This is a genomic window from Bacillus cereus group sp. MYBK5-2 (assembly GCF_051915685.1).
Taxonomy (GTDB): domain Bacteria; phylum Bacillota; class Bacilli; order Bacillales; family Bacillaceae_G; genus Bacillus_A; species Bacillus_A cereus.
In genome coordinates, this window is the sequence record NZ_JBQAFE010000008.1 from 1 (window position 1) to 26309 (window position 26309).

Genomic DNA, 26309 nt, shown 5'->3' on the forward strand with positions numbered 1-26309 from the left:
ATGATGGCAGAGAGGTCACACCCGTTCCCATACCGAACACGGAAGTTAAGCTCTCTAGCGCCGATGGTAGTTGGGACCTTGTCCCTGTGAGAGTAGGACGTTGCCAGGCAATATTATTCCGCAGTAGCTCAGCGGTAGAGCTATCGGCTGTTAACCGATCGGTCGTAGGTTCGATTCCTACCTGCGGAGCCATTGGAGAGCTGTCCGAGTTGGCCGAAGGAGCACGATTGGAAATCGTGTATACGTCACAAGCGTATCAAGGGTTCGAATCCCTTGCTCTCCGCCATAGGATTTATAATATTTGGCCCGTTGGTCAAGTGGTTAAGACACCGCCCTTTCACGGCGGTAACACGGGTTCGAATCCCGTACGGGTCACCACTTTGGAGGATTAGCTCAGCTGGGAGAGCACCTGCCTTACAAGCAGGGGGTCGGCGGTTCGATCCCGTCATCCTCCACCATATAAATTTTATATGAATAGTATTATCGCGGGGTGGAGCAGCACGGTAGCTCGTCGGGCTCATAACCCGAAGGTCGCAGGTTCAAATCCTGTCCCCGCAACCAAATGGTCCCGTGGTGTAGTGGTTAACATGCCTGCCTGTCACGCAGGAGATCGCCGGTTCGACCCCGGTCGGGACCGCCATTTTAATAAGGCTCGGTAGCTCAGTCGGTAGAGCAGAGGACTGAAAATCCTCGTGTCGGCGGTTCGATTCCGTCCCGAGCCACCATTTATTTTAATAAAATACGCCGGCTTAGCTCAATTGGTAGAGCAACTGACTTGTAATCAGTAGGTTGGGGGTTCAAGTCCTCTAGCCGGCACCATGTAAGTTTCGGAGGGGTAGCGAAGTGGCTAAACGCGGCGGACTGTAAATCCGCTCCTTCGGGTTCGGCAGTTCGAATCTGCCCCCCTCCACCATTTACATAGGGGCATAGTTTAAAGGTAGAACTGAGGTCTCCAAAACCTCCAGTGTGGGTTCGATTCCTACTGCCCCTGCCAAATATATTTACACAACATGGCGGTTGTGGCGAAGTGGTTAACGCACCGGATTGTGGCTCCGGCATTCGTGGGTTCGATTCCCATCAGTCGCCCCATTTTTATTTTAAAAATTACAAATAATCTAATGGATACTTACATATAATTAAGTAAGAATTCGATGGGCTATAGCCAAGCGGTAAGGCAACGGACTTTGACTCCGTCATGCGCTGGTTCGAATCCAGCTAGCCCAGCCATTTTTGCGGAAGTAGTTCAGTGGTAGAATACAACCTTGCCAAGGTTGGGGTCGCGGGTTCGAATCCCGTCTTCCGCTCCAATAAAATTTAATATGGCGGCATAGCCAAGTGGTAAGGCAGAGGTCTGCAAAACCTTTATCACCGGTTCAAATCCGGTTGCCGCCTTTTCTTTTGTGCCGATGTGGCGGAATTGGCAGACGCGCACGACTCAAAATCGTGTTCCTTCGGGAGTGTCGGTTCGACCCCGACCATCGGTATCATGAACGGCGTAATAAAAGACTCTACACCAAATGTGTAGAGTCTTTTTATGTTTTCATCACACTATAAAATAAGCAAAAATGGTGTGTTGGTGAAATGGTTATAAATGATTAAGGTAAACTTATTCATTTAGTACATGCGATACAGTTGGGGAAAACTACAAAACAATAAAGGGATAAATTTTTATCCCTTTATATAATTTCATTATTTTATAGAGAATTTCTCCAACCTGGTGACATGAAGTTAAATCCGACGCCACCAGTAGATATTAGTACATGATCAGCTGTTAATTTCGTAATTTCTAAGAACTTCTTTTCAAACTCTTCTCTGTTGTATTTGTACATAGTTGAGTGGCATGACCACATGTGCGTTGAAGTACTCAACCAGTCTCCTAATTCCTTTAATTCAGGAAACGACTCAAATCGAATTGGTTCATCTAATTTCATGAATCTCACTTGATAGATAGTTGGGTTTAATTTTTCTCTTATTCCTTTAAAAGCATGTGATTTTTTGTCTTTTGAATGTGTCATAATTCACCCTCCATCTTTTCTTCAAATTGTTTCCTATTTTTATTATACAACAATAGAAAATAATTATGGGAATAATATGGAAATCGGTATTAGCAATATAAAAAGACACTAACAGAAATGTTAGAGTCTTTTTGTTAAATTATACTATGTGCTTCTAAAATTCGTAATAAACGTAGGAATTCATGTATAATATAACTTGTCGAAAGAACAAAATGATAGTGATTTATATTATGTCTATAATATGAATCAAAAATGAACTTTTTATATTTCTTTTAAAAATGTGTTGAACACACATTATATTTCATATTAATATTTTTATGTAGATTTAAAACGGGAAAGAGAGTGGAAAGTATGGGCCGTAAATGGAACAATATTAAAGACAAAAAAGCATCAAAAGATGCAAATACAAGCCGTATATACGCGAAATTTGGGCGTGAAATTTATGTGGCAGCAAAACAAGGCGAGCCAGATCCAGAATCAAACCAAGCGCTAAGAGTTGTATTAGAGCGTGCGAAAACATACAATGTTCCAAGAACAATTATTGATCGTGCAGTTGAAAAAGCAAAAGGCGGTTCAGAAGAAAATTATGACGAGCTTCGTTATGAAGGATTCGGACCAAATGGAGCTATGGTTATTGTAGATACACTTACAAATAACGTAAACCGTACTGCAGCAGATGTACGAGCTGCATTTAGCAAAAACAGTGGTAATATGGGTGTGAACGGTTCTGTAGCTTACATGTTTGATGCGACAGCTGTTATCGGCCTTGAAGGTAAAACATCAGATGAAGTTCTTGAAATTTTAATGGAAGCAGATGTAGATGCACGTGACATTCTAGAAGAAGAAGATTCTGTTATCGTGTATGCTGAACCAGATCAATTCCATGCAGTACAATCTGCACTTAAAGGTGCTGGCGTTGAGGAGTTTACAGTTGCAGAATTAACAATGCTTGCACAAAGTGATGTAACACTTCCTGAAGATGCTCAAGCACAATTTGAGAAAATGGTTGATGCATTAGAAGATTTGGAAGATGTTCAACAAGTTTATCACAACGTAGACTTAGGAGAGTAATACGATAGATGACCCTTTTCGCTTAGCGGATAGGGTCTTTTTTTATGAAGTTAATTAAGGTGATGAAGTATTAAAGGTATTTTGTTGTAGGTAGTGAATATGATTATAGGGATATATAAAATATTCATTATCTCTAGGAGGCTTAATATGGAACATAAGACACCAAAGCATATAGTTGCTGTAGCAGGTTATTTAACAAATGAAAAAAATGAAGTGTTATTAACAAAAGTGCACTGGCGAGCTGATACGTGGGAGTTGCCAGGAGGACAGGTAGAAGAAGGCGAAGCGCTCGATCAAGCTGTCTGTAGGGAAATAAAAGAGGAAACAGGGTTAACGGTGAAGCCTATCGGAATTACAGGGGTTTATTATAATACCTCTATGCATATTCTAGCTGTTGTTTTTAAAGTAGCATATATAAGTGGTGAAATAAAAACTCAACCTGAAGAGATACAAGAGGCTAAATTTGTTGATTTAAATGAAGAGAACATAGATGAGTATATAACGCGTCCTCATATGAAATCCAGAACGCTTGATGCAATGAGAGCAACACATTTTATTCCGTATGAAACGTGGGAAATACAGCCGTATAATTTAATAGGAAGATTGTAAAGAAAAGAGTAGCCGATTTGAGATACATTCGAATCACTACTCTTTTTTGTATACTGTTTAAGAAAAAGGTCAAAATAATAATAGCACTAGTATTGATTTGTGGAACGTTTGTTCTGTATAATAAATCTATATGTTATATACATTTAGATTACTAGATAGTCAAAAGTATATATATTTGTAGATGATATAATTAAAGTGTAAAGTGAAAATATAATAGTCTTAAGGGCTTCTCTTTTATTGGTTATTCGTGCTTTAACATAACCTATATTCAATATTTCAGATGAATAGTAGATAAAAAAATACTGTGATACAATACTTTTTTATCCCACTATTTGCTGGGCAGTAAGCCTGATTGATGAGGGCTCATTAAAGTTTCACTTTATACCTTACAATGATGTAAGGTACGTGTAAGAGAAATCGATGGGATATTTTTTTACAACAATGTATTCTTAAAGTAAGAGTTATATGCTGTGTGGAAAAGAGGTGTTCAAGATGAAAGAACGAGTATTATCTAGGGTGAACTATCATCAAAAAGTTGCATTAAATCCAATGACTAAACTTTTTTATAAAGCCATTATATTATTATTATTGTTAAGTTGTACGTTATTATTCATTGGAAATGTAATGATTGAGAAAAGTGATATTAGTAAATTACATGTACCGGCTAAGTTAGAGGTGCCAGAATCATTAACACATGCATTTATTGCGACAGAAGATAAAAGATTTTATCATCATAACGGTTTAGATTATATAGCAATTATTAGAGCCTTAGTTGAGAATATAAAGGCTGGTGGTGTCGTGCAAGGAGGAAGCACGATTACACAACAGCTATCTAAAAATGCTTTTTTAACAAATGAACGTACATTTTCTCGTAAGTGGAAAGAGATTTTTTATACGAAAAAAATTGAACGCACATTTACGAAGGATGAAATTTTAAAATTATATGTAAGTAATATTTATTATGGAGAAGGAGCGTGGGGAATTGAAAAAGCAGCAAACCTTTACTTCGGTAAAAAGGTGAACCAATTAACGTTGGCTGAAAGTGCAATGATGGCTGCTGTAGTAAAAGCACCTGCTTATTACTCACCTGCCCAAAACTATGATAAAGCAGTAGAGAGACGAAATGTCGTTTTGAGACTAATGGAGAAAGAAGGCTATATAAGCCATGATGAGTATGTTCAAGCAGTTAGTGAGAAATTAGTAATTCGTCATGATATAAAAATAGAGCAGTCGATGTTAAATAGCGCGCGTAAAAAAGCAGTAAGTTAAGAGAAGTTCCTACAGAGGAGCTTCTTTTTTTGAATAAATTGTGACAAATTGTGACACAATATCGTCACAATTATTGTGTTTTTGTAATTTATGTGAGCGTGTTCATTGCGTGACGTATATAAGTGTTGATATTATGTGTATTGTGTACAATGCTGTATACAGAATATGAATTTAAAGAGGAATGTATATGAAATCAAATAAACTCATGGCTCTTGGTATAGTTTTTTCTATCGCAGTATTGATTGTAATTGGAACAATTGCGTATAGCATCATAAATGACAAAAAAGATAAAGGGAATGAGATGTTTGCTTATTCTACGCAACAATCTTTAGGGAAAGATGATGCTCCAGTTAAGGTAGTTGAATTTGGAGACTTTAAATGTCCTGCTTGTCGTACTTGGGATGTAACAGTATTACCTCGATTAAAAGAAGAGTATATTGATAAAGGCAAAGTGCAGTTATATTTTATTAACTTCCCATTTATCGGAAAAGACTCGGATTTAGGTGCAGCAGCTGGTGAAGCAATTTATAAACAAGATAAAGATTCATTCTGGATCTTCTATGATGAGATTTATCAAAATCAAAAGAAAGATACGGAAGAATGGATTACAGAAGATTTGCTTCTTAGCATTGTGAAAGAGAAACTTCCAAAAGTTGATGTAGAGCAATTTAAGAAAGATTTACACAGTAAAGACATTAAAGAAAAAGTACGTAAAGATTCAGATCGTGCTCAAAAATTAAAAGTTCAAGGTGCTCCTTCTGTATATGTAAACGGAAATCTTGCAAACCCTGATTTCGATAGTATGAAGAAGGCAATTGATAAAGAATTGAAAAAGTGATGAGGTCTCTCATCACTTTTTCGACTTTTTTCGATAAAATTCTTGCCTCTACTTTTTTTACATGCTATACTACTTTACATAAGTTATTCTAATATCTTATATGTAATTCATATTTGCGGGTGTAGTTTAGTGGTAAAACAAGAGCCTTCCAAGCTCTGGTCGAGAGTTCGATTCTCTTCACCCGCTCCAAATTTTATTAAATGTTTTTCTATAAATTGTGATCAACGCAGTGTTTCGTTTCCGAGATAAACGAGGCATTGCGTTTTTTAATGTTTGAAAAACCTAATTACATGCGAAAATAGAAGTAAATAATAGTATTCCAAAAGTGAATTACTAACCAATAGAGTCGTTACATAAGGGATGGATTCATCTGAGGAGGCGATTAAGAGTGGATTTTGAACAATTAAAGCAAGATGTAATTGCGTATAGTAAAACAATTGGCATAGATAAAATAGGCTTTGCGAGTGCTTCTCCTTTTGAGGAATTAAAGCAGCGCTTAATCCAGCAACAACAATTAAATTATCAATCTGGATTTGAAGAGCCTGATATAGAGAAGAGAACGAATCCGCAACTGTTATTACCGGGTGCTAAATCAATTATTGCGATTGCTTTAGCATATCCTTCAAAATTAAAAAATGCACCATTAAGTAAGCGTGGAGAACGCCGTGGGATTTTTTGTCGTGCTTCTTGGGGACAAGATTATCATCTTGTTTTACGAGATCGTTTGCAAAAATTAGAAGCATATTTAATTGAAAAACTTCCGGATATAGAAGTGAAGTCCATGGTTGATACAGGTGAATTAAGTGATCGAGCTGTATCAGAGCGTGCAGGCATTGGATGGAGCGGTAAAAACTGCTCTATTATTACACCTGAATTTGGTTCGTACGTATACTTAGGGGAAATGATTACAAATGTTCCATTCCCGCCAGATAAGCCGATAGAAGATCAATGCGGGGGCTGTACGAAATGTATCGATATTTGTCCTACCGGTGCTTTAATACAGGGGGGACAGTTAGATTCGAAGAAGTGCATTGCGTTTTTAACACAGACGAAAGGATTCCTACCTGAAGAATATCGCGATAAAATAGGAAATCGTATATATGGATGTGATACGTGTCAGACTGTTTGCCCGAAAAACAAAGGAATGGATTTTCATAATCATCCTGAGATGGAGCCGGATCCTGAGCTAGTTAAACCATTATTAACACCACTTTTAACAATTAGTAATCGTGATTTTAAAGAGAAATATGGGATTATGTCAGGGTCATGGAGAGGGAAAAAGCCACTGCAAAGAAATGCGATTTTAGCATTAGCACATTTTAAAGAAACATCGGCAATTCCTGATTTAATTGGTGTTATGAAAGATGACCCAAGACCAGTACTACGCGGAACGGCAGCATGGGCACTTGGGAAAATTGGCGGAGATGGAGTAGGCGAAGCGATTGAGAAAGCGATGGAACGTGAGAAAGATGAAGAAGTGCTTCATGAAATGAATCGCGGGCTTGAATTGTTAGCACAGAAAAAAGAGTAGATAATATTTCCCTTTTTCATATTGTAATATGGGAGGGAGACAGAATGGTTGTAAAAACGAAGATTGAAAACCAAGTACAACAATTTTTAGCATATATAACGGAGAAAAGAACGAATGTGGATGGTATTGCTGAGGATTTACTACAAATGGCACTGAGAAAGAAACAATTGTTTCAAAGACGTAGTGCACATATAGTGAAAGCAACTGCGGATGTTTCTTTCATTAGACAATTAAATAGTAATGACCATCAAGAAATTGATTATCAAATACATTTTAAATATTTAATTAAGCATAAAGAATTATTTTATATTGAAGAGGAACAATTAAAACGAAGAGTTTGTTTAAATAATAGTCGGATTATAGGCGATTATGCTATTGAAGTGTCAGAAGAAATTAGAATGGGTGAGACATTAGAAAGGGAAATTACGAAAGAGAAGTACGGTTCTTATCAGTATAATCGTTTAGAGGCAGTGAAATATGCAGAGCGTTGGTGGGATGACCGAAATCCTATGTATCGTAATTTCCCTGATAATTGTACGAATTTCATTTCTCAATGTCTTCATACTGGAGAAGTACCTATGAGCGGATATCCTAATATTCGTAAAGGATGGTGGCAAAGGGAGAATCAGTGGAGCTGGAGCTGGGCTGTTGCACATTCTTTTTATTGGTATTTGTCAGGTGCTACAACAGGACTTCGAGCAGAGGCGGTAGAGAGGCCAGAAGAACTTATTCTTGGAGATGTCATTGCTTATGATTTCGAGGATGACGGAAGATGGAATCATACGACGATTGTAGTAGCAAAAGATGCAGATGGTATGCCGCTTGTAAATGCACATTCAGCGAATAGCCGTCGACGTTATTGGAACTATGAAGACTCTAGTAAATATACACCACAAATGAAATATAAATTCTTTCATATTATTAATGGGTAGAGATTTTTCGCTCAAGTGGTATAATACGTAGTAGACAAAAAACAGAGGTGAATATCGCGTGGGAGTACATGTTGTTTTATATCAGCCAGAAATTCCAGCAAATACAGGGAATATTGCTCGTACTTGTGCAGCAACTGGAACAGAATTACATTTGATTAGACCGCTTGGATTTTCAACGGATGATAAAATGTTAAAGCGTGCAGGATTAGATTATTGGCAGCACGTAAAAATTACGTATTATGATTCAATTGAAGAATTTTATGAAAAAAATAAAGACGGTGAATTCTTCTATTTAACAAAGTATGGCGAGAAAGCTCATACAGCGTTTGACTATAGCAAGCGTGAGAAGGATTACTATTTTGTATTTGGAAGAGAAACAAACGGCTTACCAGCTAATGTAATCGAAGAAAACTTTGATCATTGTTTACGTATTCCAATGACAGATAAAGTACGTTCATTAAATTTATCTAATACAGCAGCAATTTTAATTTATGAAGCGTTCCGTCAACAAAATTACCCTGGATTAGATTTAGAAATCGTTTATTAAAAGTCGCCATATGGCGACTTTTTTTTATAAAATAAAAATAATATATAATCATACATTTAAAAGAGAGGACATAATCATATAGAATGGGATATATGATTAAAAATAGATAAGACGGGTTGAGATAAATATGAAGGAAGAATATAGTAATCAAAATACCTTTTTAAGTATGATAGATATGGATTTAATTAGACAAGGATTATTACATGCTATTCAAGATTTAGTATTCATATTGAAAGTTATTGATAATGAAACGTTTCAATATATGTATGTGAATAAGATAGGAATGGATTATGCTAGGTTAAGCGAAGAGTGCTATGGAAAAACTTTTGCAGAAGTATTACCAAAAGATATAGCGGGGATATTGCAAAGGCAATATGCAAAAGTAGTGAGAGAAGCGAAAGCACACACCTTTTGTGATGTAGTCAATTTACCAAAAGGTGAGATACATTATGAATCTTCACTTAATCCTGTCTGCGACGAAGAAGGAATATGTCAATTTGTTATTTGTATTACAAGAGATATTACAGCTCAAATTGAGGAGAAGACAAAGATAGAGGAAAAACAAATGTTATTTAAGTCGTTACTGGAATATAATAATGACTCAATTATATCTATAGATTCTATAGGGAGAGTTACATATGCAAATCCGGCAACGTATGAAATATTTGGATACCGGTATGAGGAATTAAATAATAAATTTATTTTTGAATTCATTAATAAAGAGTATGAAAAAGATTTTCAAATTATATTTAAGGGATCGATGCAAGGAAAAGCAAAACAAATTGTTTCAAAGAAATATGTTCATAAAGAAGGGTACGAGCTATATATTTCTTTGAGAACTATCCCGATTATTGTGAACGGTGAAATTGTTGGGATTTATATTGTTACGAGAGATGTTACAAGGCAAGTATTAAACGAAATGCGAACAGAATATTTAGCTTACTATGACCAGTTAACGGGATTAATGAATAGAATTTCATGTACAAATAAGTTAAATACTTTTTTAAATGAGAGTGTAAATTTTGCACTTGTATTTATAGATTTAGATGAGTTTCATCGTATTAATGATACATTTGGTCATAAAGAGGGAGATAAAGTATTACAAAAAGTTACAGAATGTTTAAGCAATCTAAAAATAGAAGATATGCACTTATTTAGAGAACACGATGATCAATTTGTTATGTTGATAGAAAATATAACGAAAGAATATGTAGAGGAAGTTGCAAAAAGCATACTGAAAAATATTAGTGAATATTTTGTAATCGAAGAAGAAGATGTATATTTAAGTGCATCAATTGGAATTGTAATGGCTCCAGCAGATGGAGAAGATGAAAAAATACTATTTCAGAGGGTCGATGCTGCTTTAGAAAAAGCAAAAGAAAAAGGAAAAGGACATTATCATTTTTATTGTAGTGGATTAGACTGTGAGCGTGAACAAAGGTTTATAATAGAAAACCAGTTACATCGTGCTATAGAAAAAAATGAATTTTTCTTATATTATCAGCCACAAATTAATATTGAAACGAAAAAAATAGCTAGTATGGAAGCTTTAATAAGGTGGGAGAATAAGGAATTAGGATTTGTTTCTCCAAACCAATTTATTCCATTGGCGGAAAGAACAGGATTTATTATTAAGCTCGATGAATGGGTAGTAAATCAAGTGTGTCAGCAACTGCGCGAATGGTTAAATAAAGGATATGAAGTGGTCCCAATTGCGGTTAATATTTCAGCTAGACACTTTCGTTCTATTACATTAATAGAGATGATTACACGGGCTTTAAATAAGTACAATGTATCAGCTCATTTATTAGCGATAGAGGTTACAGAAGGAGCTCTTATACATAAAGATATATCAAAGAGAGTGTTACTACAATTAAAAGAACAAAATTTAAAGATTCATTTAGATGATTTTGGAACAGGCTATTCATCTTTAAGTTATTTAAAAACATATCCAATTGATACTTTAAAAATTGATCGTTCTTTTATGGAAGGTATACATATAGATGAACGTGATACGAATATTACAGCTGCAATTATTCATTTAGCTCATACTTTAGAATTGAATATAATTGCAGAAGGAGTAGAAAAAAAGGAGCAAATACAGTTTTTGAAAGAAAAGAATGTGAAGCTTGTACAAGGTTATTATTATAGCCGACCACTATCCAAATATGATATGGAAAATATGTATTATAAATAAAAAAATGATGTGCTAAAAGCACATCATTTTTTATGTGTACCTGGTTTGTCATTGTAACCGGATGTAAAAATAGCTGTAAGAAATGTGAGTGATACACCTAAAATTAATAATAATTTCATACTAATATCCTCCTTACTTTTTTCGGTTCATGAGTTTTATTTATTATCCAAAATGTATGTAAGGTTCTTAGAAGAAAAGAATTTATTTATAATGAATAGCAGTGTAAAAATGTTAATACCTATATTATACAGAATTTTCTTTGAATTTTGGAGAGAATTTTAGCGTGCTATTATATATTTCGTTTTGATTTAAAGAATGTTTAAGGACATCCTAGCATACCTTTTATAATAATCCGATTGAACAAGGAGATGGGGGAGGAGCTATAATGGATATTCTAAAAAAGATTGAACAGCATCGAGCAGCAGAAGAACGTTTACAATGGGAAGGTACGTTTGCGGAGTATTTGGAGCTTGTGAAAGAAAGACCATGGGTGGCTCAAACAGCACACTCTCGCATTTACAATATGATAAAAGACGCTGGAATTGAAGAAGTTGATGGTAGAAGAAAGTATAATTTCTTTAGTAATCAGCTCTTTGGATTAGAGGATGCTCTAGAACGTCTTGTAGAGGAATATTTTCATCCATCTGCAAAACGATTAGATGTTAGAAAAAGAATTTTATTATTAATGGGTCCTGTTAGTGGAGGGAAATCAACGTTAGTTACAATGTTGAAACGAGGATTAGAAACATATTCAAGAACAGATCGCGGAGCAATTTTTGCAATTAAAGGATGCCCAATGCACGAGGATCCACTGCATTTAATTCCACATCATTTACGAGATGATTTCTTTAATGAGTATGGGGTTAGAATTGAAGGGAATTTATCACCACTAAATGTCATGCGTTTAGAGCAAGAATACGGATCAAGAATTGAGGATGTAGTTGTAGAGCGTATTTTCTTCTCTGAAGATCGCCGTACAGGGATTGGTACATTTAGTCCGTCTGATCCAAAATCACAGGATATTGCAGATTTAACAGGTAGTCTGGACTTTTCTACGATTGCAGAATATGGTTCAGAATCAGATCCACGTGCGTATCGATTTGATGGAGAATTAAATAAGGCAAACCGAGGAATGATGGAGTTCCAAGAGATGTTAAAATGCGATGAGAAGTTTTTATGGCACTTATTATCGCTTACGCAAGAAGGGAATTTCAAAGCGGGAAGATTTGCGCTTATTTCAGCAGATGAATTAATTGTAGCGCATACGAATGAAACAGAGTATCGCTCATTTATAGCAAATAAGAAAAATGAAGCATTGCACTCAAGAATTATTGTAATGCCAGTTCCTTATAATTTACGAGTAAGTGAAGAAGAACATATTTATGAAAAAATGATTCGTGAAAGTGATGTATCGAATGTTCACATTGCACCACACACACTTCGCGTTGCAGCAATGTTCACTATTTTAACTCGTTTAAAAGATCCGAAGCGTCCGGATATTGATTTAATTAAAAAGATGCGTTTGTATGATGGAGAAACGGTAGAAGGTTATAATGCGATTGATGTAGAAGAATTACAACGCGAATATCAAGATGAAGGTATGAAGGGTATTGATCCTCGTTATGTCATTAACCGAATTTCGTCTACAATCATTCGAAAAGAGGTACCATCTATTAACGCGTTAGATGTACTTAGATCTTTAAAAGATGGGCTAGATCAGCATCCATCCATTAGTAATGAAGACCGTGAACGTTACATGAACTTCATCTCATTAGCGAGAAAAGAATACGATGAAATCGCGAAGAAAGAAGTACAAAAAGCGTTTGTTTATTCATATGAAGAATCAGCTAAGACGCTTATGGATAATTACTTAGATAACGTTGAGGCGTACTGCAATAAATCGAAATTACGTGATCCGTTAACAGGAGAAGAAATGAGTCCAGATGAAAAATTAATGCGCTCAATTGAAGAGCAAATTGGAATTTCAGAAAATGCTAAGAAAGCGTTCCGTGAAGAGATTTTAATTCGCATTTCTGCTTATGCCCGTAAAGGAAAACGTTTTGATTATAATTCACATGAACGTCTTCGTGAAGCGATTCAGAAAAAACTATTTGCTGATTTAAAAGATATAGTGAAAATTACAACATCAACGAAAACGCCGGACGAAAATCAGCTTAAGAAAATCAATGATGTTGTTGCGCGTTTAATTGATGAGCATGGCTATAATTCTTCTTCAGCAAATGAATTACTACGCTATGTAGGTAGCTTGTTAAACAGATAGTTTGATAACAAAACGCTGTCTCTTGTATTTTGCGGGACAGCGTTTTATTATCCGTTCATATGTGTATAAAGTGTCATACCTTGTCCAAATGTAATAAATTAAGATGCAATTTTATGAATTTATTGTCAATTATTTTTACAATATGCATATGATAGAGTAACCAACCATTCATACGAAAAAAGCCAACACAATACAATATGTTGCAAAGTAAAAATGTGTGCAACAATGCATTGTGTTTCTTTCTTATCAGTGGCTGAATATTTCTTTCTATTTATGTGAGTGGCAAAATTTTGTTTAGGATGCTCGGGGTATTGTATGAAAAACGTTATAAATGTTTATGGGATGATTTTCTGTGGGCAGTTACCTTTCAAATATTCTAGCTTGCATATTACAGAACAAAATTTATAGATTGCTGTTCATACAGGAAGACAATTACAGTAAGGAGGGAAAGGAATGGGCGAAGAAAATCAACCAAATTATACGATTTCACAGGAAAACTGGTCCCTCCATCGCAAAGGATATGACGACCAACAGCGCCATCAAGAAAAAGTACAAGAGGCAATTAAGAATAATTTACCCGATCTTGTAACAGAAGAAAGTATAGTTATGTCTAATGGCAAGGATGTTGTAAAAATACCAATTCGTTCTCTAGATGAATATAAGATTAGATACAATTATGATAAAAATAAACATGTTGGGCAAGGAAACGGTGACAGCAAAGTTGGTGATGTCGTTGCGAGAGATGGATCAGGTGGTCAAAAACAAAAAGGGCCAGGAAAAGGGCAAGGAGCAGGAGATGCAGCTGGGGAAGATTACTATGAAGCTGAAGTCTCTATTTTAGAATTAGAGCAAGCGTTTTTCAGAGAGTTAGAACTGCCTAATTTAAAGAGAAAAGAAATGGATGAAAACCGGATTGAACATGTTGAATTTAATGACATTAGAAAAACAGGATTATGGGGAAATATCGATAAGAAACGAACAATGATATCCGCATATAAACGAAATGCGATGGGTGGTAAAGCATCTTTTCATCCAATTCATCAAGAAGACTTAAAGTTCCGCACTTGGAATGAAGTGTTAAAGCCAGATTCAAAAGCTGTTGTATTAGCGATGATGGATACGAGTGGATCGATGGGAATATGGGAGAAATATATGGCACGTAGCTTCTTTTTCTGGATGACAAGATTTTTACGCACAAAGTATGAAACAGTTGATATTGAATTTATTGCTCATCATACAGAAGCGAAAGTCGTTACAGAAGAAGAATTTTTCTCAAAAGGAGAAAGTGGCGGAACAATATGTTCCTCCGTATATAAAAAAGCATTAGAACTTATCGATAATAAATATTCACCAGACCGCTATAATATTTATCCATTCCATTTTTCAGATGGTGATAATTTAACATCAGATAATGCTAGATGTGTAAAGCTTGTTGAAGAGCTAATGAAGAAGTGTAATATGTTTGGGTATGGGGAAGTGAACCAGTACAATCGTTCATCATCTACCCTTTTTTCTGTTTATAAAAACATTGAGGATGAAAAGTTTAGGTATTATATATTGAAGAATAAGAAGGATGTTTTTAACTGTTTAAAAGTTTTTTTCTTAAAAGTAAATTAAATAGAGGAAAGGTTCAATCTTTATTTTATTAATTATTCTGGAAACTCGGTTGTTATTTTAATACATGAGTGTCATCGTCTATACTTTATTCTTTTAATTGTGGGGTTTTATTTTTAGGCTTCTTTAATGTTAGAGCCATACCAACGAAAATTAGAGTAATCCCTGCTGTATTAAAGTTGGGGAAATCCAGTGAGCGCAGTATATAACAAAATTGCTACGCTGGATCTAAAAACACTAACACTGAGATTAATTTTGTAGATAAATCACGTAAACTATTGTAACTTTGAAACGAAATTTGATTAAAAATATTCTCAAAATCCTTATTTTACAGCACATAAAACGAATCCATTTTGAAAAAAGACTGATCAAAGTGGATTGGCCTCTCTTTGAATGAGCATTCCATTTTATAATAAACTTCGATCAAAAATGTGCCAGAAACATATTTGATCGAAGTTAATGACACGCTCATAAAAGGTGTCCAAAAGCTATAATAGCGTGTCATTTTTATAATATATTTTAATTGATTATGAAAAGCTGTATGTGCGCAGATAGTATACGTATCAGAATAATGAAATTATTTTCAAAGCAGCCATAGTTTACATAATATTTTTGTCCTGATACAACAAAAAGTAAGGTGTGTAATTTAATCCCTGAAACCCTTGGGGGGGGAAGGGAGAATTAAGGTGCAGTAGAAATAAAAACCCCTCCTTTAGTGTGGCCTTGAAATAAAGTTAAACTGTTTATAAAAAAGTTTAACCGTTTATAAAAAAGATGAACCGAAATTTCCTATCTCTTTAAAGAAGGGATAGGAAATTTCGGTTTTTCTTGTGGATTAAGAATCTGTTAAGTGATAATAAAGTTATTCCATTAAAGGGCCAGATTGTGGAAGATCAACTTGAAGATGATTATATGGGAAGTTAATTGTATTATTACTTTCCTCTCCACTAGGATTTTCTTCACTAGTTACAGGGAATACTAGAGATGTATTAATTATCCTTCTCATTAATTAAGGCATATGAATATGTACTACATTCAATTTTAACAGTTCTGTCATTCAAAATAGAAATAGTTCCTCTGACAGTATATAGCTCTTGTTGTAAAAGGCTCTCATGTTTTTTATTACTTCTGAGAGATTCATTTTATCCCTCTTTTCTATATAGTAATTCATAATTATTATGGTTTACTTACAATGTTTTTATATTAAAGTCAGCCAACATATGTTAATAAAAATGTCCTTTTAGATAAGCAAATCCAAAGGTGCAAAACAATGCAACCCATTTTTTTCGTTTTGGGGGTAACCAAATTCTTAGCTTGATAGCGATGTTGCCCTTCCCCTATAATCACGTTTGAATTTTTATTTTTAAGTATATTTTTGGAAGGGGGCATGTGCTATTTTTTTGTGAGTTTTGAATAAATAATGTAATTTATGGTAATATTGATAATGTTTTGTAATAGAAAATGTAGAAAGGTGGAAATACAAATGCCAGATAAAGATGACCAAATTGATCTTAGTGTTCTAAACACATTAGATGCTGTTACACGAGCTAAGGTGAATAAATCACTTAAGGATGTTTTGGAACACCATCTAGTGGAAAATGCTTTAGATCCAGAAATATCGGCGGCTGAGCACACAAGAGAATCAGGTCCGTTCCATTCGAAAGATCATACAAGAGCGGATCCTAAGGCGAAAGAGCATATAATGTTAGAACGCATTGAAGGTATGGATGATGTCCAATTCCAAAAGTTTTCCGAGAGACTAAGTAAATTAAAAGGTAATATTTGACCTAACCGTAATTTAAAAACCGAGGTGGTTAGCCATCTCGGTTTTACTTTTCCTTAAATGATTATTTTTAGAAAGAGGTGTAAATTTTATGTTTGCGAATGAATGGTTAATTGAATCATCTCCTCCCTGGAAATGGCGTTTTTGTGAAAATCGGTGGTTTGAGCAGCTTCAACCACTTGTAGAAAACTGGACCCCCTGTCCGGAACTCCAAATCGACACCGATTTCATAAAGGCAAGTCTGACAGATGCAATCCAATCGAACCAACGCTGGATTGTTCATCCTTGTATCAGCGCTATAACACTTAAAACTGATAAGCGAAAGCTTCAAAGAGATTTTCAGCTTGCTTTATGGGTGATGACGAACATATCTAGACCATACGGAACAGTCTCCGTTCCGGAACCCATATGGGCTTGGTTTCCGGACGGTGGTTTTATGCTTTCTCCGGATCGGTATTCCTGGTCAGAAATTGTAACTAACAAGAATCTCGATATTCCTTTTCAAAACATTACAATCGATCCTTGGAGCAACTCATTAGGCATTCGACTTGCTTCTCCTTCCGCATCTGAAGGATACATCCATCTTCCAACAATGAATCATAATCGTGTGGAGAAGGATGTGATGCTCTTATTGCGAAGTTTGGCTCTACTCAATCATTATATGCCTGACTGTATGACATGGATAACGTCTGTTACCCGTGCGATTATCGTTTTTCCAAGTATACCGAACATACATCAGAGCTGGTCGAGAAAAGATACGCCTGGTGTCATTTACATGACGGCACCTCAAAGTGTTCTGGAAGGACTGGAGGCCATTGTACATGAATCAGCCCATCGACACTTGTTTCTTGCAGAGACATACGGACCACTTGTTCAGCCAGGTGATTCGGCCATATATAAATCGCCCCTCCGGCGAGATCCTCGCCCTCTCAGAGGTATTTTACTTGCTTGTCATGCGATTGCTTACATGTACGCTTTCTATTCCCAGGCTTTTTCCTTAGGTCTTGACGAAGACGGGACATGCGAAAGCCGAATAAACTTGCTGAAAGCCCAATACAATGACAGCTTAGCCATTTTAAATGAAGCTGAACACAAATTGACTACTAAAGGTAAGATATTTTTAAAATATACGGATGAGGTGGTGCAAAATGTTTCCTAACAACCTTGATGTTTTGCGTGGGTTTTCCTTCAAAGTTGCTGCACGTTGTAATTTAAATTGCTCGTATTGCTACGTATTCAATAAAGGCGACTCTAGTTGGAGAAGACGTCCGGCTATAATGCCCGATGATATTTTTGATTCAGCGCTTGGGCGTATACGCGATTTTTGCAATGAAACCGGTCGTGATTCAATATCAATCACATTTCATGGTGGGGAACCATGTCTTGCTGGAGTGGAACGCATGGACCGTTGGTGCCAACAGGTCCGGACGACTTTGGATGATGTGGCAAAAGTGCGCCTGACAATTCAAACGAATGGAACGTTGCTTAATTCTGAGTGGGCAAACTTATTTCGCAAATATGACATTTCTGTTGGCATTAGTATGGATGGTCCGAAATCAATTCACGATCAGTATCGACTCGATCATAAAGGAGAAGGTTCATATGATTCGGTCGTTAGAGGTATGAGTGTGCTAAAGGAAGCTGGAATCGATTTCTCGATTCTCTCCGTCATTAATTTTGATGCTGATCCTCTTGAAGTTCACCGTCATTTCTCTGCACTTGGTCCTCATGGCATCAGCTACTTAATGCCTGACTTTACGCATGATACTGTTCAAGAAGTTCGGCGCATTTATGGGGAGACACCATGTTCCGATTTCTTAATTCCACTCTTTGATGAGTGGTGGTTCAACGGATATGTCGACCAACTCATTCAGCCGTTTTGGTCTATAGCCAAAATGATTCTTGGGGGAGACAGCAATCTGGATTGCTTTGGTAATGAACCGTTTGGGTTTCTGTTTATTGAAACGGACGGTACAATCGAAGGTCTAGACGTTCTGCGAGTATGTGGTGATGGCTTTGCTAATACAAAATACAACATCGTTCAGCATAGCTTTAATGATTTTGCAAGTAGCGTGGGCTTTAATCAAAGTCTCATTTTTCAGGGACACGAAACCCCTACGGCATGTAATAAATGTGTCGAAGCGTCTACTTGTGCCGGCGGATATGTACCTCATCGGTATGGAACTATTAATGGCTTTAATAACAAATCGATTTGGTGTAAAGACATCCTAAGCCTTTTTTCGCATATTCGGAACCGACTGCAAGTGTCAGCTCAAGAGTCATTGCTCAGACGCCAAGCACTTTCAGATCTTGAAGCCATGTAGAAGTAAAAATTTAAAGAAAATGAGGAAATCACCGTAATGAGTAAAGTCTCTTCTTTTGAATATCCGAAACAGGTAATGAAAATAGTTACGTGGAACCATGGTTCCCAAAAAGAATGGATCGCGGCTAATTCGAACTGGAAAGACGCATTATGTGAGTCTTTAGGTCAATATATTGGAATTCTAGTTAAAAAAGATATTCCAGACGCTCACTTGCTTCAGGACATAGTTGAACAAGCCTCAACTTCGAGTTTTTCGCGTGTCCTGATGGCCCCTTCGGTATCCAGTCGTATCATGTGGAAACAGCCAAAGGATGAAACAGTAAAATATTTACTGAATTGTTTTGCCGTGGAGGCATACAGAGAAGGGGATCATTCAATTAAAATACCAGAGTATGGTGAGCTGTGGTCCGCACTTGGTGACTATTATATTAGCCGATTACCGTCGTCACTTATGTTAATGGATTTAGAAAGAGGTGGCTGGAGTAGAGAACATTCTGAACAAGAATTAGCAATATATTCAGCCCCCTATGTCGGAAATTTCTTTCCTTTGGATACGTGCAGCCCGGAAGGGGTTCGTGGAGACGGACTTAGTGGAAATAACGAGGAAGTTCATGAATGTGAGCTGGAGTTTCAGGAAGTAATTACTTTGCAGGGACTTCTAGAAGAAGCGTTGGAAGGAATCCGTAAAGTGGATCTAAACATTTTTCATTTTGTCCTCGCACATACAAAAGTACTTTCTTTACGGACATCTAATTCTTGTGGTTTTGGCTCTTCTTCTGCGTTAACCCACTTCGGTCGCATGACGTTTATAAATCCGCAACAGACCGATGTCTTTATACTTATGGAGAGCCTGGTTCATGAGGCTGTCCATTCACTTATCTACAGTTACGAGGTCCGAGATTGGTGGATGCGACCAGAGAGACAAAATAAGGTTCATATACGTTCACCTTGGTCTGGTAATATGCTGCCTCTGCATTCCTATGTACATGCCTGCTTTGTGTGGTATGCACTTTGGCAATTTTGGTCCTTAGCGCTCACCCGTTCCGTATTTCCTGTTAATGTGGTTGAAGAAAGATTGATAAAGTGTGGAGCTGGTTTTTTTTCGACTAACATATCAAAACCACTTCAAGAGTGGGCGGAAATCCTTAGTCCGGGCATCATTGAAATATGCAATGAAATGCAGAGCAAAATAGTTTCGTAACAATGATATAGGCACAAGGTATTATCTCCTTCAGGTAGACATATGAAAAAACATCTTATCAACTTAACGTAGTCGACTTGGAGGGGATTTTTTATGAAATAATTATAACAAAATGCAGAGATAGAAAACTTATAATGATGGTTTAGGGCGCTCATCTTTATTGAGGAGAATGGCCTTCTGGTATTAACTGAAGAATAATTCTAATTTTATTGACCACGAAACATTTATAATTGAATTTATTTGATTTTAAATTAAAAAGAAAAAAGCCTACTGCAGAATTCTAGAAGTTTTTGTTCTTTTACTTTTCTTCATATTTGATATATAAATAAAAAAACGTGAAAAATACGGTCTTAAAGGCGCTCGTCGTGCATCCTAGTTCCAAAACGTTAATTTTGGACGTAAGGCTCTCAACCATTTTGGGTGAGAGATATGTATATAAAGGGTTATAGAATTTTAAAAATGGCTTACTATAACCCCCTTGTCGTAGAAAAATAAAAGGGAATTGTAAGTATTGTACTTAAAGTAACGGGGGCGTTTAACAAGGAACAAACAAGAGGGTATCCCCATAACCATCAAGTTAAGGTTCAAAAGCTTTCAGCTGTTGAACCTTTTAACAATTATATATCAAATCATTATTTTTTTCCATGCCAAATAAATCCCCTTAATTTTCATTTTTAAAATCCGATACGAACCTGTAGGTAATTAAAATTACAAGGCTTCTAAGATATCAAATGGACCACTTTTCTTGAATCCTTTTGACTTTTTTCCATTTTTCTTCTCTCCCTAATTCTTGTTTTTCAGTTAAACGATACAGAATGAGACGTGGTTGTAGAATTCTTTTTTGACTTATATACATAATTGAGTTCAATGGTTTCACCAGACTTTAGGTCTTTTATAAAATCCTCAGCACATTTTGGTTGTGCTGACTTTTCTTTTGTAAGATATATTTTGACATTATGCTTGATCCTAGAAATATAATAACCACCTAATTGGTGAATCGATTGTAACTCATCTAATGAAAAATATCCTAAATCACGAAGTAATAAATCTTTCGGTTGCACAGTAGAGGTTAAAGTAGCTGCATACGAGGCATCATGTTCTTTACCATTTCGAATATCGAGATGGAGAAATCGCCCCATGCCCATTAAACTAAGATTTTGAAGAATCTAAAAATGAAAACTTTATCTTTTTATATTTGTCTATGAGAATCTAGTTCATTTATTGTTTTGAGAAACAATGAATTTCTTAACTTGATGGCAATGGGGTAGTGCTACATCGCTATCAGGCTAACAAAACAAAATACCCCCTAAAATGAAAAAATACGCTATTCTTTCTATAGAATCATAGGAAAGGATGGCGTTTTTGTATGTCTATTTCTGTAGCTGATGAATTACAACTATTTTCTCAAGAAATTCAAAACTTCTTATCTCCCAATATTTTACGAGATTTTGCTAGAGAGGTTGGTTTTGTACAACGAACCAGTAAGTACCAAGCAAAAGATTTAGTCGCTTTATGTGTATGGATGAGCCAAAATGTCGCTACAACTTCTTTAACTCAGTTATCTAGTCGTTTAGAAGCATCAACAGAAGTACTCATCAGTCCCGAGGGAGTGAATCAACGATTTAATAAAGCGGCCGTTCAACTTTTAGAACACGTATTAGCTGAACTACTAAACCAAAAATTGGCCTCATCTATGCCATTTTCTTCGCCATATACTTCTGTTTTCAAACGTATTCGTCTTTTAGATTCAACCGCATTTCAACTCCCAGATTCTTTTTCATTTGTTTATCCAGGTGCAGGAGGATGCAGCCATACAGCGGGGATAAAGATTCAACTTGAGTATGATTTATTAAATGGAAAGTTCCTTCATATTCATACAGGTCCAGGTAAATAACATGATCGAACCTACGGTTCCCTGTGTGTCCCAACTGTAACAGTGAATGATTTATGTATCCGAGATTTAGGTTATTTTCATTTGAAAGATCTTCAACATATACAAGATAAAAAGGCTTATTATATCTCACGTATCAAATCGAATACACGTATTTATCAAAAAAATCCTAACCCTGATTATTTTCAAGATGGCAGAATCAAGAAAGGTACAGAGTATATCCAGATAGATATGGAGGTTTTAATGAACTCCCTTCAGCCAGGACAGACATGTGAAATATCCAACGCTTATGTAGGAATGATTGATAAAGTTCCAACTCGTGTGATTGTTCATCGACTAACAAAAGAACAACAACAAAAACGATTACAAGATCAAACTGTAAGAGAAAAAAAGAAAGGAATGAAGTATTCTGCTCGTAGTAAACGACTTAGCGGTATCAATGTATATATGACAAATACTCCTACAGATATTGTCCTGATGGGACAAGTACATAATTGGTATTCTTTACGTTGGCAAATCGAGATTTTATTTAAAACGTGGAAATCGTTCTTTCGTATTCATCATTGTAAGAAGATAAAACGAGAACGATTGGAATGCCACTTATATGGGCAACTAATTGCCATTCTACTTTGTTCCTCTATTATATTTCAAATGCGGAAGTTACTTCTCATGAAGAAGAAACAAGAGCTAAGTGAATATAAAGCCATATATATGATTAAAGACTACTTTTTCCTTCTATTCCAAACCATACAAAAAAACACCCAGGAACTATCAAAGATTTTGCTTCGTCTGTTTAACCTCCTACAGCGAAACAGACGAAAATCCCACAGATATGAGAAAAAAACAGTCTTTGATATATTGGGTGTCGTTTATAATTGTACCATATCTAATGATCAAGCAGCTTAATTGAAAAAACAAAACCCGTTAGGGTTTATTTCGTATGCGAATTTTTAAATAGTTTACACTGGTTCCCTATAAAAAGTGAAAAATCCTTTCTGAAATTGACCTTATATTCCCTTAGCTTGGTAGCGATGGGGTAGTGCCAGCGAAGCTGACACTACCCGCAATAAGGTTCTTAAATTAGAAATGCAAATTATTCTCTATCTCTGAAACCCTTCCTTCAATTGGAATTGTTCCATCATATCCATCCACTTCTTTTCTGACAAAACAGATTGAATCATGAGTGTATTAATATAAACAAGGAAATTTTGTAATAGATGCTGGGAAAGAACTGCAACCTCCTGATCTTCTAGTCAATATGTTGAAATTTCTCCACCTTTTCCATAAAAAGTAAAGCTATTGACGGAATGCCAATTCTCTACAATATTGAGAACCTCATTAATTTCTCTCCGAATTTCTTCGGTATCCAAATAATCACACAAGAAAATCGTTTTAATGACCTTTCTCAGATCAAAAGGTCTTCGAAGTATTCAAACAAAAATGTGCTGTAAATTATGATAAATCAGGCACATCTGATTATAAAGTCTAATATTTATAATATGTATTTATAAATAAGAGAAAGGACGTGTATTTTATGTATTGGCTTTACCCAAGTAGTTACCCAGCTACGCAACCCAGTAATAATTTTTATATGGATACAGGACCTAAAAAGACTAAACCAGGACCATTTCCTGATGCACCTGAATTTAGAACAATTTCATCAACAGACTGTGGATATAGGAATAATTGGGAGAATATACGAATAAAAAATGAAAGGCCCGCTCCTCCTCTTCCTTATGGGTCTTATACCTGTAAGCAGGGTTATGTCTGGAGGGAAGCAGTTCCTGGTGACTTTGTGTGCGTGACTCCTCAAACTCGTGAAGAGACTGCCAATGAAAATGCACTGGGGCCATCTCGCCGGCAACTCGGAGGCGGTGCTTATGGGCCAGATACATGTAAGCAAGGCTTCGTTTGGCGTGAGACGCGACCGTCAGATCATGTCTGTGTCCCACCTCAACGACGTGAACAAGCTAAAGCTGACAACATAAATGCGCCCCACACTATGGCTTATCCACCTGCCGCCCCCAGTAATGGTATAAGGGTCTGGGACAACTTGACTAATGGAGTAATGTATTATATGGTCGACGGTACTTTCACTCCTAATGCGGAAGTTGCATTCTATGTGTACGGTGCAGAAAACCGGCCATATATGATGCTCCTCAAAAAGATACGAGCTAATGCCCAAGGGAAGGTGACATTCTTGAACCCCATATTCCACTGGTTTAAATGCCCGTGGTATAACGGATTAAGTAGAGCACATATCATTGTCGTTGATGAGGGAAGTGGTATTGTCAGTAATGCAGGAAATGTGGCTAATCCTTATTGTACATTTGGCTAAAAAAACTAGTTTTGAAACAAGGATCATTTTGTATCTAGTAATTTACTTGGTTAGCTTGATGGGCATGTGTGCTCCTACTTATTTTTTCTAAAATGTAACGTGGTTTAGGGAACTTTGCAACAGAACTGTATTGGGCCCAAAAAAAGGTTACCTAATAACGTTATTTATTTGTCTGTTCTAGGTTAATTTCATAATTTCCTATTATGAATAATATTTTGTGATAAGCTTCTCAAATCAAGGAGAAATGAATTTTTTAAAGGAAGTTAAAAAAAATCAAAATAATATATGAATGACTTATAGAGAAAATATATCGAACTATATTCTAGTGTATAATTTTATTGAAAATTCATCTTTTCTTTTCCAATCTATTTTTCGTAAATAAGTTACTTTTTCAATCACTGATTTGAGAAGGAGATTTTTCTTTTCTGTATCATTTGTTGCGTAATAAGCCTCTAAAACATTTTTGATTTTCGGAACAAATTCATGTATATGTTTTTCTTTTTCTAATATATTTTCAATTTCACACCTAAGCTCCTTAATTTCTTCTTGTGTTGTTTTCAAACGCACCGCAATAGATTTCTGCCGTTCTAAGAAAGTGCCAACATCGTATATCCCTTTCTCTAGAAGGTCATGGAGATTGCTTTTTTGTTTTTGCAGATCATTTATTTGTTGTTCTTTCTTTTCTAGAACTTTCTGTTGTAAATGAATATTATTGCTCGATTTCTTTTTTTGCACCATATTTTCTTGTATCTCAAAGCTTTCAATAATTTGCTTTAATCCATCGAGTATGCGATGTTCAACAAGTGTTAAGGATACCCCTTTTTGAATTCCTTTACATGATGGCTGCACACAACGTACTTGAGGATTAGGACGATCTTTTCTTGGGTGGAAAATCATGGAATGTCCGCATAATTCACATAATAAGATGCCTGCCAATGGATTAGAGAGCTTTTTGGTTTTTATTGTGGGAGGTCTCCAACGTTTACTATGAGCTATATTAGCCTTTTGAAAGAGCTCTTCTGATACAAGTGGAGGATGAGCATGATTGTGTCGTTGCCATCTTTCTTTCGGCACTTTTTTTCGAATGTATTTCCCATTTTGTTTGGTATAGCTTATCTTCCCCCAAATAATGTGACCAAGATATACCTCATTTTTTGTAATGGATGAAATAGTTGAAGGATTCCAATACTCACCTTCAGGTGGGGCAATTCCTAGTTTATCTAGTTCTTGCGCAATTGCCTGTCTTCCCATTCCATTCGCCATTAATTCGAAAATTTTTGGTATCACCCAACTCTTTTCAGGATCAGGATAAAGTTTTAAGTTATTATCTCGTAAGTATCCATAAGGTGGAACACGGGAGATGGATTTTCCTTCTTTTGCGGATGCTCTCCTACCACGTTGCATACGTTTAACAATGGTTTTTAATTCTTCTCGTGCGATTAAAGATTTTATACTAAAGGTTAACTCTTGATTTTCATCATTTGGATTAATGACTTCTGTGGGTGTAATAATGAATGTTTCTGAATAGCGAAATACACGATAAATCGTTCCTTGATCTACCATATCCCCACGACCAAGGCGATCTAAGTCCATTACTAAAACTGCATCCGCAATACCAGTCTCTACTTCTCTAAGGAGGTTTTGCATCATAGGTCTTTCAGATATATATTCACCAGAAACAACTTCTTCAAAAATATCAATGATATTATGATGCTCTTTATGAGTGAGTTCTAATAACTGATTTCGATGACGTTCAAGTGTATCATAATGTTGTCCATGTTCCATGGCTTTTTTTTCTTCTTCAAGGTCTTTTCGGCTTTTACGTAAATAGATGAATACATCAAGTTCTTGTGGACGGTACATTATTTT

The 26309-nt window shown here is 35.9% G+C and carries 19 protein-coding genes, 16 tRNA genes, 1 rRNA gene and 3 pseudogenes; 33 read left to right on the top strand and 6 right to left on the bottom strand.

The window, feature by feature from the left end:
* From rrf to ACTFP3_RS22755, 16 genes are all read left to right on the top strand, one after another.
* Positions 1-109, top strand: a 5S ribosomal RNA gene (rrf, locus tag ACTFP3_RS22680); the annotation flags it as partial.
* Positions 110-117: 8 nt separating this feature from the next.
* Positions 118-192, top strand: a tRNA-Asn gene (locus ACTFP3_RS22685).
* A 2-nt stretch (positions 193-194) separates the two neighbouring features.
* Positions 195-286: transfer RNA gene (locus ACTFP3_RS22690), tRNA-Ser, on the top strand.
* Between the two features lie 17 nt (positions 287-303).
* Positions 304-378: transfer RNA gene (locus tag ACTFP3_RS22695), tRNA-Glu, on the top strand.
* A gap of 4 nt (positions 379-382) precedes the next feature.
* Positions 383-458 (top strand) — tRNA-Val (locus ACTFP3_RS22700).
* Positions 459-484: 26 nt separating this feature from the next.
* Positions 485-561: transfer RNA gene (locus ACTFP3_RS22705), tRNA-Met, on the top strand.
* A gap of 3 nt (positions 562-564) precedes the next feature.
* Positions 565-640, top strand: a tRNA-Asp gene (locus tag ACTFP3_RS22710).
* A gap of 9 nt (positions 641-649) precedes the next feature.
* A tRNA-Phe gene (locus ACTFP3_RS22715) sits at positions 650-725 on the top strand.
* Between the two features lie 18 nt (positions 726-743).
* Positions 744-819, top strand: a tRNA-Thr gene (locus tag ACTFP3_RS22720).
* A gap of 10 nt (positions 820-829) precedes the next feature.
* Positions 830-913 (top strand) — tRNA-Tyr (locus ACTFP3_RS22725).
* Positions 914-920: 7 nt separating this feature from the next.
* Positions 921-994, top strand: a tRNA-Trp gene (locus ACTFP3_RS22730).
* 19 nt (positions 995-1013) lie between these two features.
* Positions 1014-1089: transfer RNA gene (locus ACTFP3_RS22735), tRNA-His, on the top strand.
* A 63-nt stretch (positions 1090-1152) separates the two neighbouring features.
* A tRNA-Gln gene (locus ACTFP3_RS22740) sits at positions 1153-1227 on the top strand.
* Between the two features lie 5 nt (positions 1228-1232).
* Positions 1233-1307: transfer RNA gene (locus tag ACTFP3_RS22745), tRNA-Gly, on the top strand.
* Between the two features lie 14 nt (positions 1308-1321).
* Positions 1322-1392 (top strand) — tRNA-Cys (locus ACTFP3_RS22750).
* A gap of 10 nt (positions 1393-1402) precedes the next feature.
* Positions 1403-1484: transfer RNA gene (locus tag ACTFP3_RS22755), tRNA-Leu, on the top strand.
* Positions 1485-1694: 210 nt separating this feature from the next.
* Here the strand turns inward: ACTFP3_RS22755 and ACTFP3_RS22760 are convergent.
* The gene (locus ACTFP3_RS22760; RefSeq protein ID WP_166695342.1) at positions 1695-2015 is read right to left on the bottom strand and encodes a DUF3884 family protein; all 321 of its coding nucleotides are present in this window, start codon (positions 2013-2015) and stop codon (positions 1695-1697) included.
* 351 nt (positions 2016-2366) lie between these two features.
* Between ACTFP3_RS22760 and ACTFP3_RS22765 the strand changes: the two genes are divergently transcribed.
* From ACTFP3_RS22765 to yhbH, 11 genes are all read left to right on the top strand, one after another.
* A complete protein-coding gene (locus tag ACTFP3_RS22765) occupies positions 2367-3086 on the top strand; it encodes a YebC/PmpR family DNA-binding transcriptional regulator (protein ID WP_000532952.1) in 720 nt (239 codons plus the stop codon).
* 147 nt (positions 3087-3233) lie between these two features.
* On the top strand, positions 3234-3695 hold the full coding sequence (locus tag ACTFP3_RS22770) for an NUDIX hydrolase (RefSeq protein ID WP_166695343.1): 462 nt from the start codon (positions 3234-3236) through the stop codon (positions 3693-3695).
* A gap of 492 nt (positions 3696-4187) precedes the next feature.
* Positions 4188-4964: a transglycosylase domain-containing protein gene (locus ACTFP3_RS22775; RefSeq protein WP_440011344.1), complete on the top strand. Its 777-nt coding sequence runs from the start codon at positions 4188-4190 to the stop codon at positions 4962-4964.
* Between the two features lie 187 nt (positions 4965-5151).
* Entirely contained in the window at positions 5152-5802 is a 651-nt protein-coding gene (locus ACTFP3_RS22780) for a DsbA family protein (protein WP_000841306.1), read from the top strand.
* A gap of 115 nt (positions 5803-5917) precedes the next feature.
* Positions 5918-5991, top strand: a tRNA-Gly gene (locus ACTFP3_RS22785).
* Between the two features lie 199 nt (positions 5992-6190).
* Positions 6191-7333 (top strand): tRNA epoxyqueuosine(34) reductase QueG, encoded by a 1143-nt coding sequence (gene queG, locus ACTFP3_RS22790; RefSeq protein ID WP_000345216.1) that lies wholly within the window; start codon positions 6191-6193, stop codon positions 7331-7333.
* 44 nt (positions 7334-7377) lie between these two features.
* A complete protein-coding gene (locus ACTFP3_RS22795) occupies positions 7378-8265 on the top strand; it encodes an amidase domain-containing protein (protein ID WP_000260592.1) in 888 nt (295 codons plus the stop codon).
* Between the two features lie 58 nt (positions 8266-8323).
* Positions 8324-8812: a tRNA (uridine(34)/cytosine(34)/5-carboxymethylaminomethyluridine(34)-2'-O)-methyltransferase TrmL gene (gene trmL, locus ACTFP3_RS22800; protein ID WP_000538147.1), complete on the top strand. Its 489-nt coding sequence runs from the start codon at positions 8324-8326 to the stop codon at positions 8810-8812.
* Between the two features lie 127 nt (positions 8813-8939).
* A complete protein-coding gene (locus ACTFP3_RS22805; protein ID WP_016121804.1) occupies positions 8940-11009 on the top strand; it encodes a sensor domain-containing protein in 2070 nt (689 codons plus the stop codon).
* Positions 11010-11394: 385 nt separating this feature from the next.
* Positions 11395-13290: a PrkA family serine protein kinase gene (locus tag ACTFP3_RS22810; protein ID WP_006925087.1), complete on the top strand. Its 1896-nt coding sequence runs from the start codon at positions 11395-11397 to the stop codon at positions 13288-13290.
* A gap of 453 nt (positions 13291-13743) precedes the next feature.
* Positions 13744-14907, top strand: coding sequence for a sporulation protein YhbH (yhbH, locus tag ACTFP3_RS22815; protein ID WP_440011345.1), 1164 nt, complete (start codon positions 13744-13746; stop codon positions 14905-14907).
* A gap of 85 nt (positions 14908-14992) precedes the next feature.
* On the opposite strand, the pseudogene ACTFP3_RS22820 reads toward yhbH, so the two are convergent.
* A pseudogene (locus ACTFP3_RS22820) lies at positions 14993-15187 on the bottom strand (EamA family transporter); the annotation flags it as partial.
* Between the two features lie 579 nt (positions 15188-15766).
* Complete coding sequence (locus tag ACTFP3_RS22825; RefSeq protein WP_440011346.1) at positions 15767-15910, bottom strand: hypothetical protein; 144 nt, start codon at positions 15908-15910, stop codon at positions 15767-15769.
* Positions 15911-16375: 465 nt separating this feature from the next.
* On the opposite strand from ACTFP3_RS22825, the gene ACTFP3_RS22830 reads away from it, so the two are divergent.
* The 4 genes from ACTFP3_RS22830 (at position 16376) to ACTFP3_RS22845 (ending at position 20211) form a co-directional block, all read left to right on the top strand.
* Positions 16376-16690 carry a hypothetical protein gene (locus ACTFP3_RS22830; RefSeq protein WP_440011347.1) on the top strand — a complete coding sequence of 105 codons (315 nt, stop codon included), beginning with the start codon at positions 16376-16378 and terminating at the stop codon, positions 16688-16690.
* Positions 16691-16778: 88 nt separating this feature from the next.
* Positions 16779-17846, top strand: a complete 1068-nt coding sequence (locus ACTFP3_RS22835; protein WP_440011349.1) for an aKG-HExxH-type peptide beta-hydroxylase — start codon at positions 16779-16781, stop codon at positions 17844-17846.
* Positions 17836-19011: a radical SAM protein gene (locus ACTFP3_RS22840; protein ID WP_440011350.1), complete on the top strand. Its 1176-nt coding sequence runs from the start codon at positions 17836-17838 to the stop codon at positions 19009-19011. The genes ACTFP3_RS22835 and ACTFP3_RS22840 overlap by 11 nt, the downstream gene beginning before the upstream one ends.
* A 36-nt stretch (positions 19012-19047) precedes the next feature.
* Positions 19048-20211, top strand: coding sequence for a hypothetical protein (locus ACTFP3_RS22845; protein ID WP_440011351.1), 1164 nt, complete (start codon positions 19048-19050; stop codon positions 20209-20211).
* A gap of 797 nt (positions 20212-21008) precedes the next feature.
* On the opposite strand, the gene ACTFP3_RS22850 is transcribed toward ACTFP3_RS22845, so the two are convergent.
* Complete coding sequence (locus ACTFP3_RS22850; RefSeq protein WP_440011352.1) at positions 21009-21350, bottom strand: transposase; 342 nt, start codon at positions 21348-21350, stop codon at positions 21009-21011.
* Positions 21351-21577: 227 nt separating this feature from the next.
* Between ACTFP3_RS22850 and ACTFP3_RS22855 the strand changes: the two are divergent.
* Positions 21578-23008, top strand: a pseudogene (locus ACTFP3_RS22855) (IS4 family transposase).
* A 212-nt stretch (positions 23009-23220) separates the two neighbouring features.
* Here the strand turns inward: ACTFP3_RS22855 and ACTFP3_RS22860 are convergent.
* Positions 23221-23514, bottom strand: a pseudogene (locus ACTFP3_RS22860) (Tn3 family transposase); the annotation flags it as partial.
* A 122-nt stretch (positions 23515-23636) separates the two neighbouring features.
* On the opposite strand from ACTFP3_RS22860, the gene ACTFP3_RS22865 reads away from it, so the two are divergent.
* Positions 23637-24440: a hypothetical protein gene (locus ACTFP3_RS22865; protein WP_440011353.1), complete on the top strand. Its 804-nt coding sequence runs from the start codon at positions 23637-23639 to the stop codon at positions 24438-24440.
* Between the two features lie 315 nt (positions 24441-24755).
* Here the strand turns inward: ACTFP3_RS22865 and ACTFP3_RS22870 are convergent, their stop codons facing one another.
* Complete coding sequence (locus ACTFP3_RS22870; protein WP_440011354.1) at positions 24756-26303, bottom strand: recombinase family protein; 1548 nt, start codon at positions 26301-26303, stop codon at positions 24756-24758.
* Positions 26304-26309 lie beyond the last annotated feature (6 nt).

Bases quoted from the DNA above. Each gene is read 5' to 3' on its own strand.
- ACTFP3_RS22770 (WP_166695343.1), top strand. From the start codon at position 3,234: ATGGAACATAAGACACCAAAGCATATAGTTGCTGTAGCAGGTTATTTA.
- ACTFP3_RS22825 (WP_440011346.1), bottom strand. From the start codon at position 15,910: ATGAGAAGGATAATTAATACATCTCTAGTATTCCCTGTAACTAGTGAA.
- ACTFP3_RS22765 (WP_000532952.1), top strand. From the start codon at position 2,367: ATGGGCCGTAAATGGAACAATATTAAAGACAAAAAAGCATCAAAAGAT.
- ACTFP3_RS22775 (WP_440011344.1), top strand. From the start codon at position 4,188: ATGAAAGAACGAGTATTATCTAGGGTGAACTATCATCAAAAAGTTGCA.
- ACTFP3_RS22795 (WP_000260592.1), top strand. From the start codon at position 7,378: ATGGTTGTAAAAACGAAGATTGAAAACCAAGTACAACAATTTTTAGCA.
- ACTFP3_RS22870 (WP_440011354.1), bottom strand. From the start codon at position 26,303: ATGTACCGTCCACAAGAACTTGATGTATTCATCTATTTACGTAAAAGC.
- ACTFP3_RS22840 (WP_440011350.1), top strand. From the start codon at position 17,836: ATGTTTCCTAACAACCTTGATGTTTTGCGTGGGTTTTCCTTCAAAGTT.
- ACTFP3_RS22835 (WP_440011349.1), top strand. From the start codon at position 16,779: ATGTTTGCGAATGAATGGTTAATTGAATCATCTCCTCCCTGGAAATGG.
- ACTFP3_RS22760 (WP_166695342.1), bottom strand. From the start codon at position 2,015: ATGACACATTCAAAAGACAAAAAATCACATGCTTTTAAAGGAATAAGA.
- ACTFP3_RS22845 (WP_440011351.1), top strand. From the start codon at position 19,048: ATGAGTAAAGTCTCTTCTTTTGAATATCCGAAACAGGTAATGAAAATA.
- ACTFP3_RS22780 (WP_000841306.1), top strand. From the start codon at position 5,152: ATGAAATCAAATAAACTCATGGCTCTTGGTATAGTTTTTTCTATCGCA.
- ACTFP3_RS22805 (WP_016121804.1), top strand. From the start codon at position 8,940: ATGAAGGAAGAATATAGTAATCAAAATACCTTTTTAAGTATGATAGAT.
- yhbH (WP_440011345.1), top strand. From the start codon at position 13,744: ATGGGCGAAGAAAATCAACCAAATTATACGATTTCACAGGAAAACTGG.
- ACTFP3_RS22865 (WP_440011353.1), top strand. From the start codon at position 23,637: ATGTATTGGCTTTACCCAAGTAGTTACCCAGCTACGCAACCCAGTAAT.
- ACTFP3_RS22850 (WP_440011352.1), bottom strand. From the start codon at position 21,350: ATGGGGCGATTTCTCCATCTCGATATTCGAAATGGTAAAGAACATGAT.
- ACTFP3_RS22810 (WP_006925087.1), top strand. From the start codon at position 11,395: ATGGATATTCTAAAAAAGATTGAACAGCATCGAGCAGCAGAAGAACGT.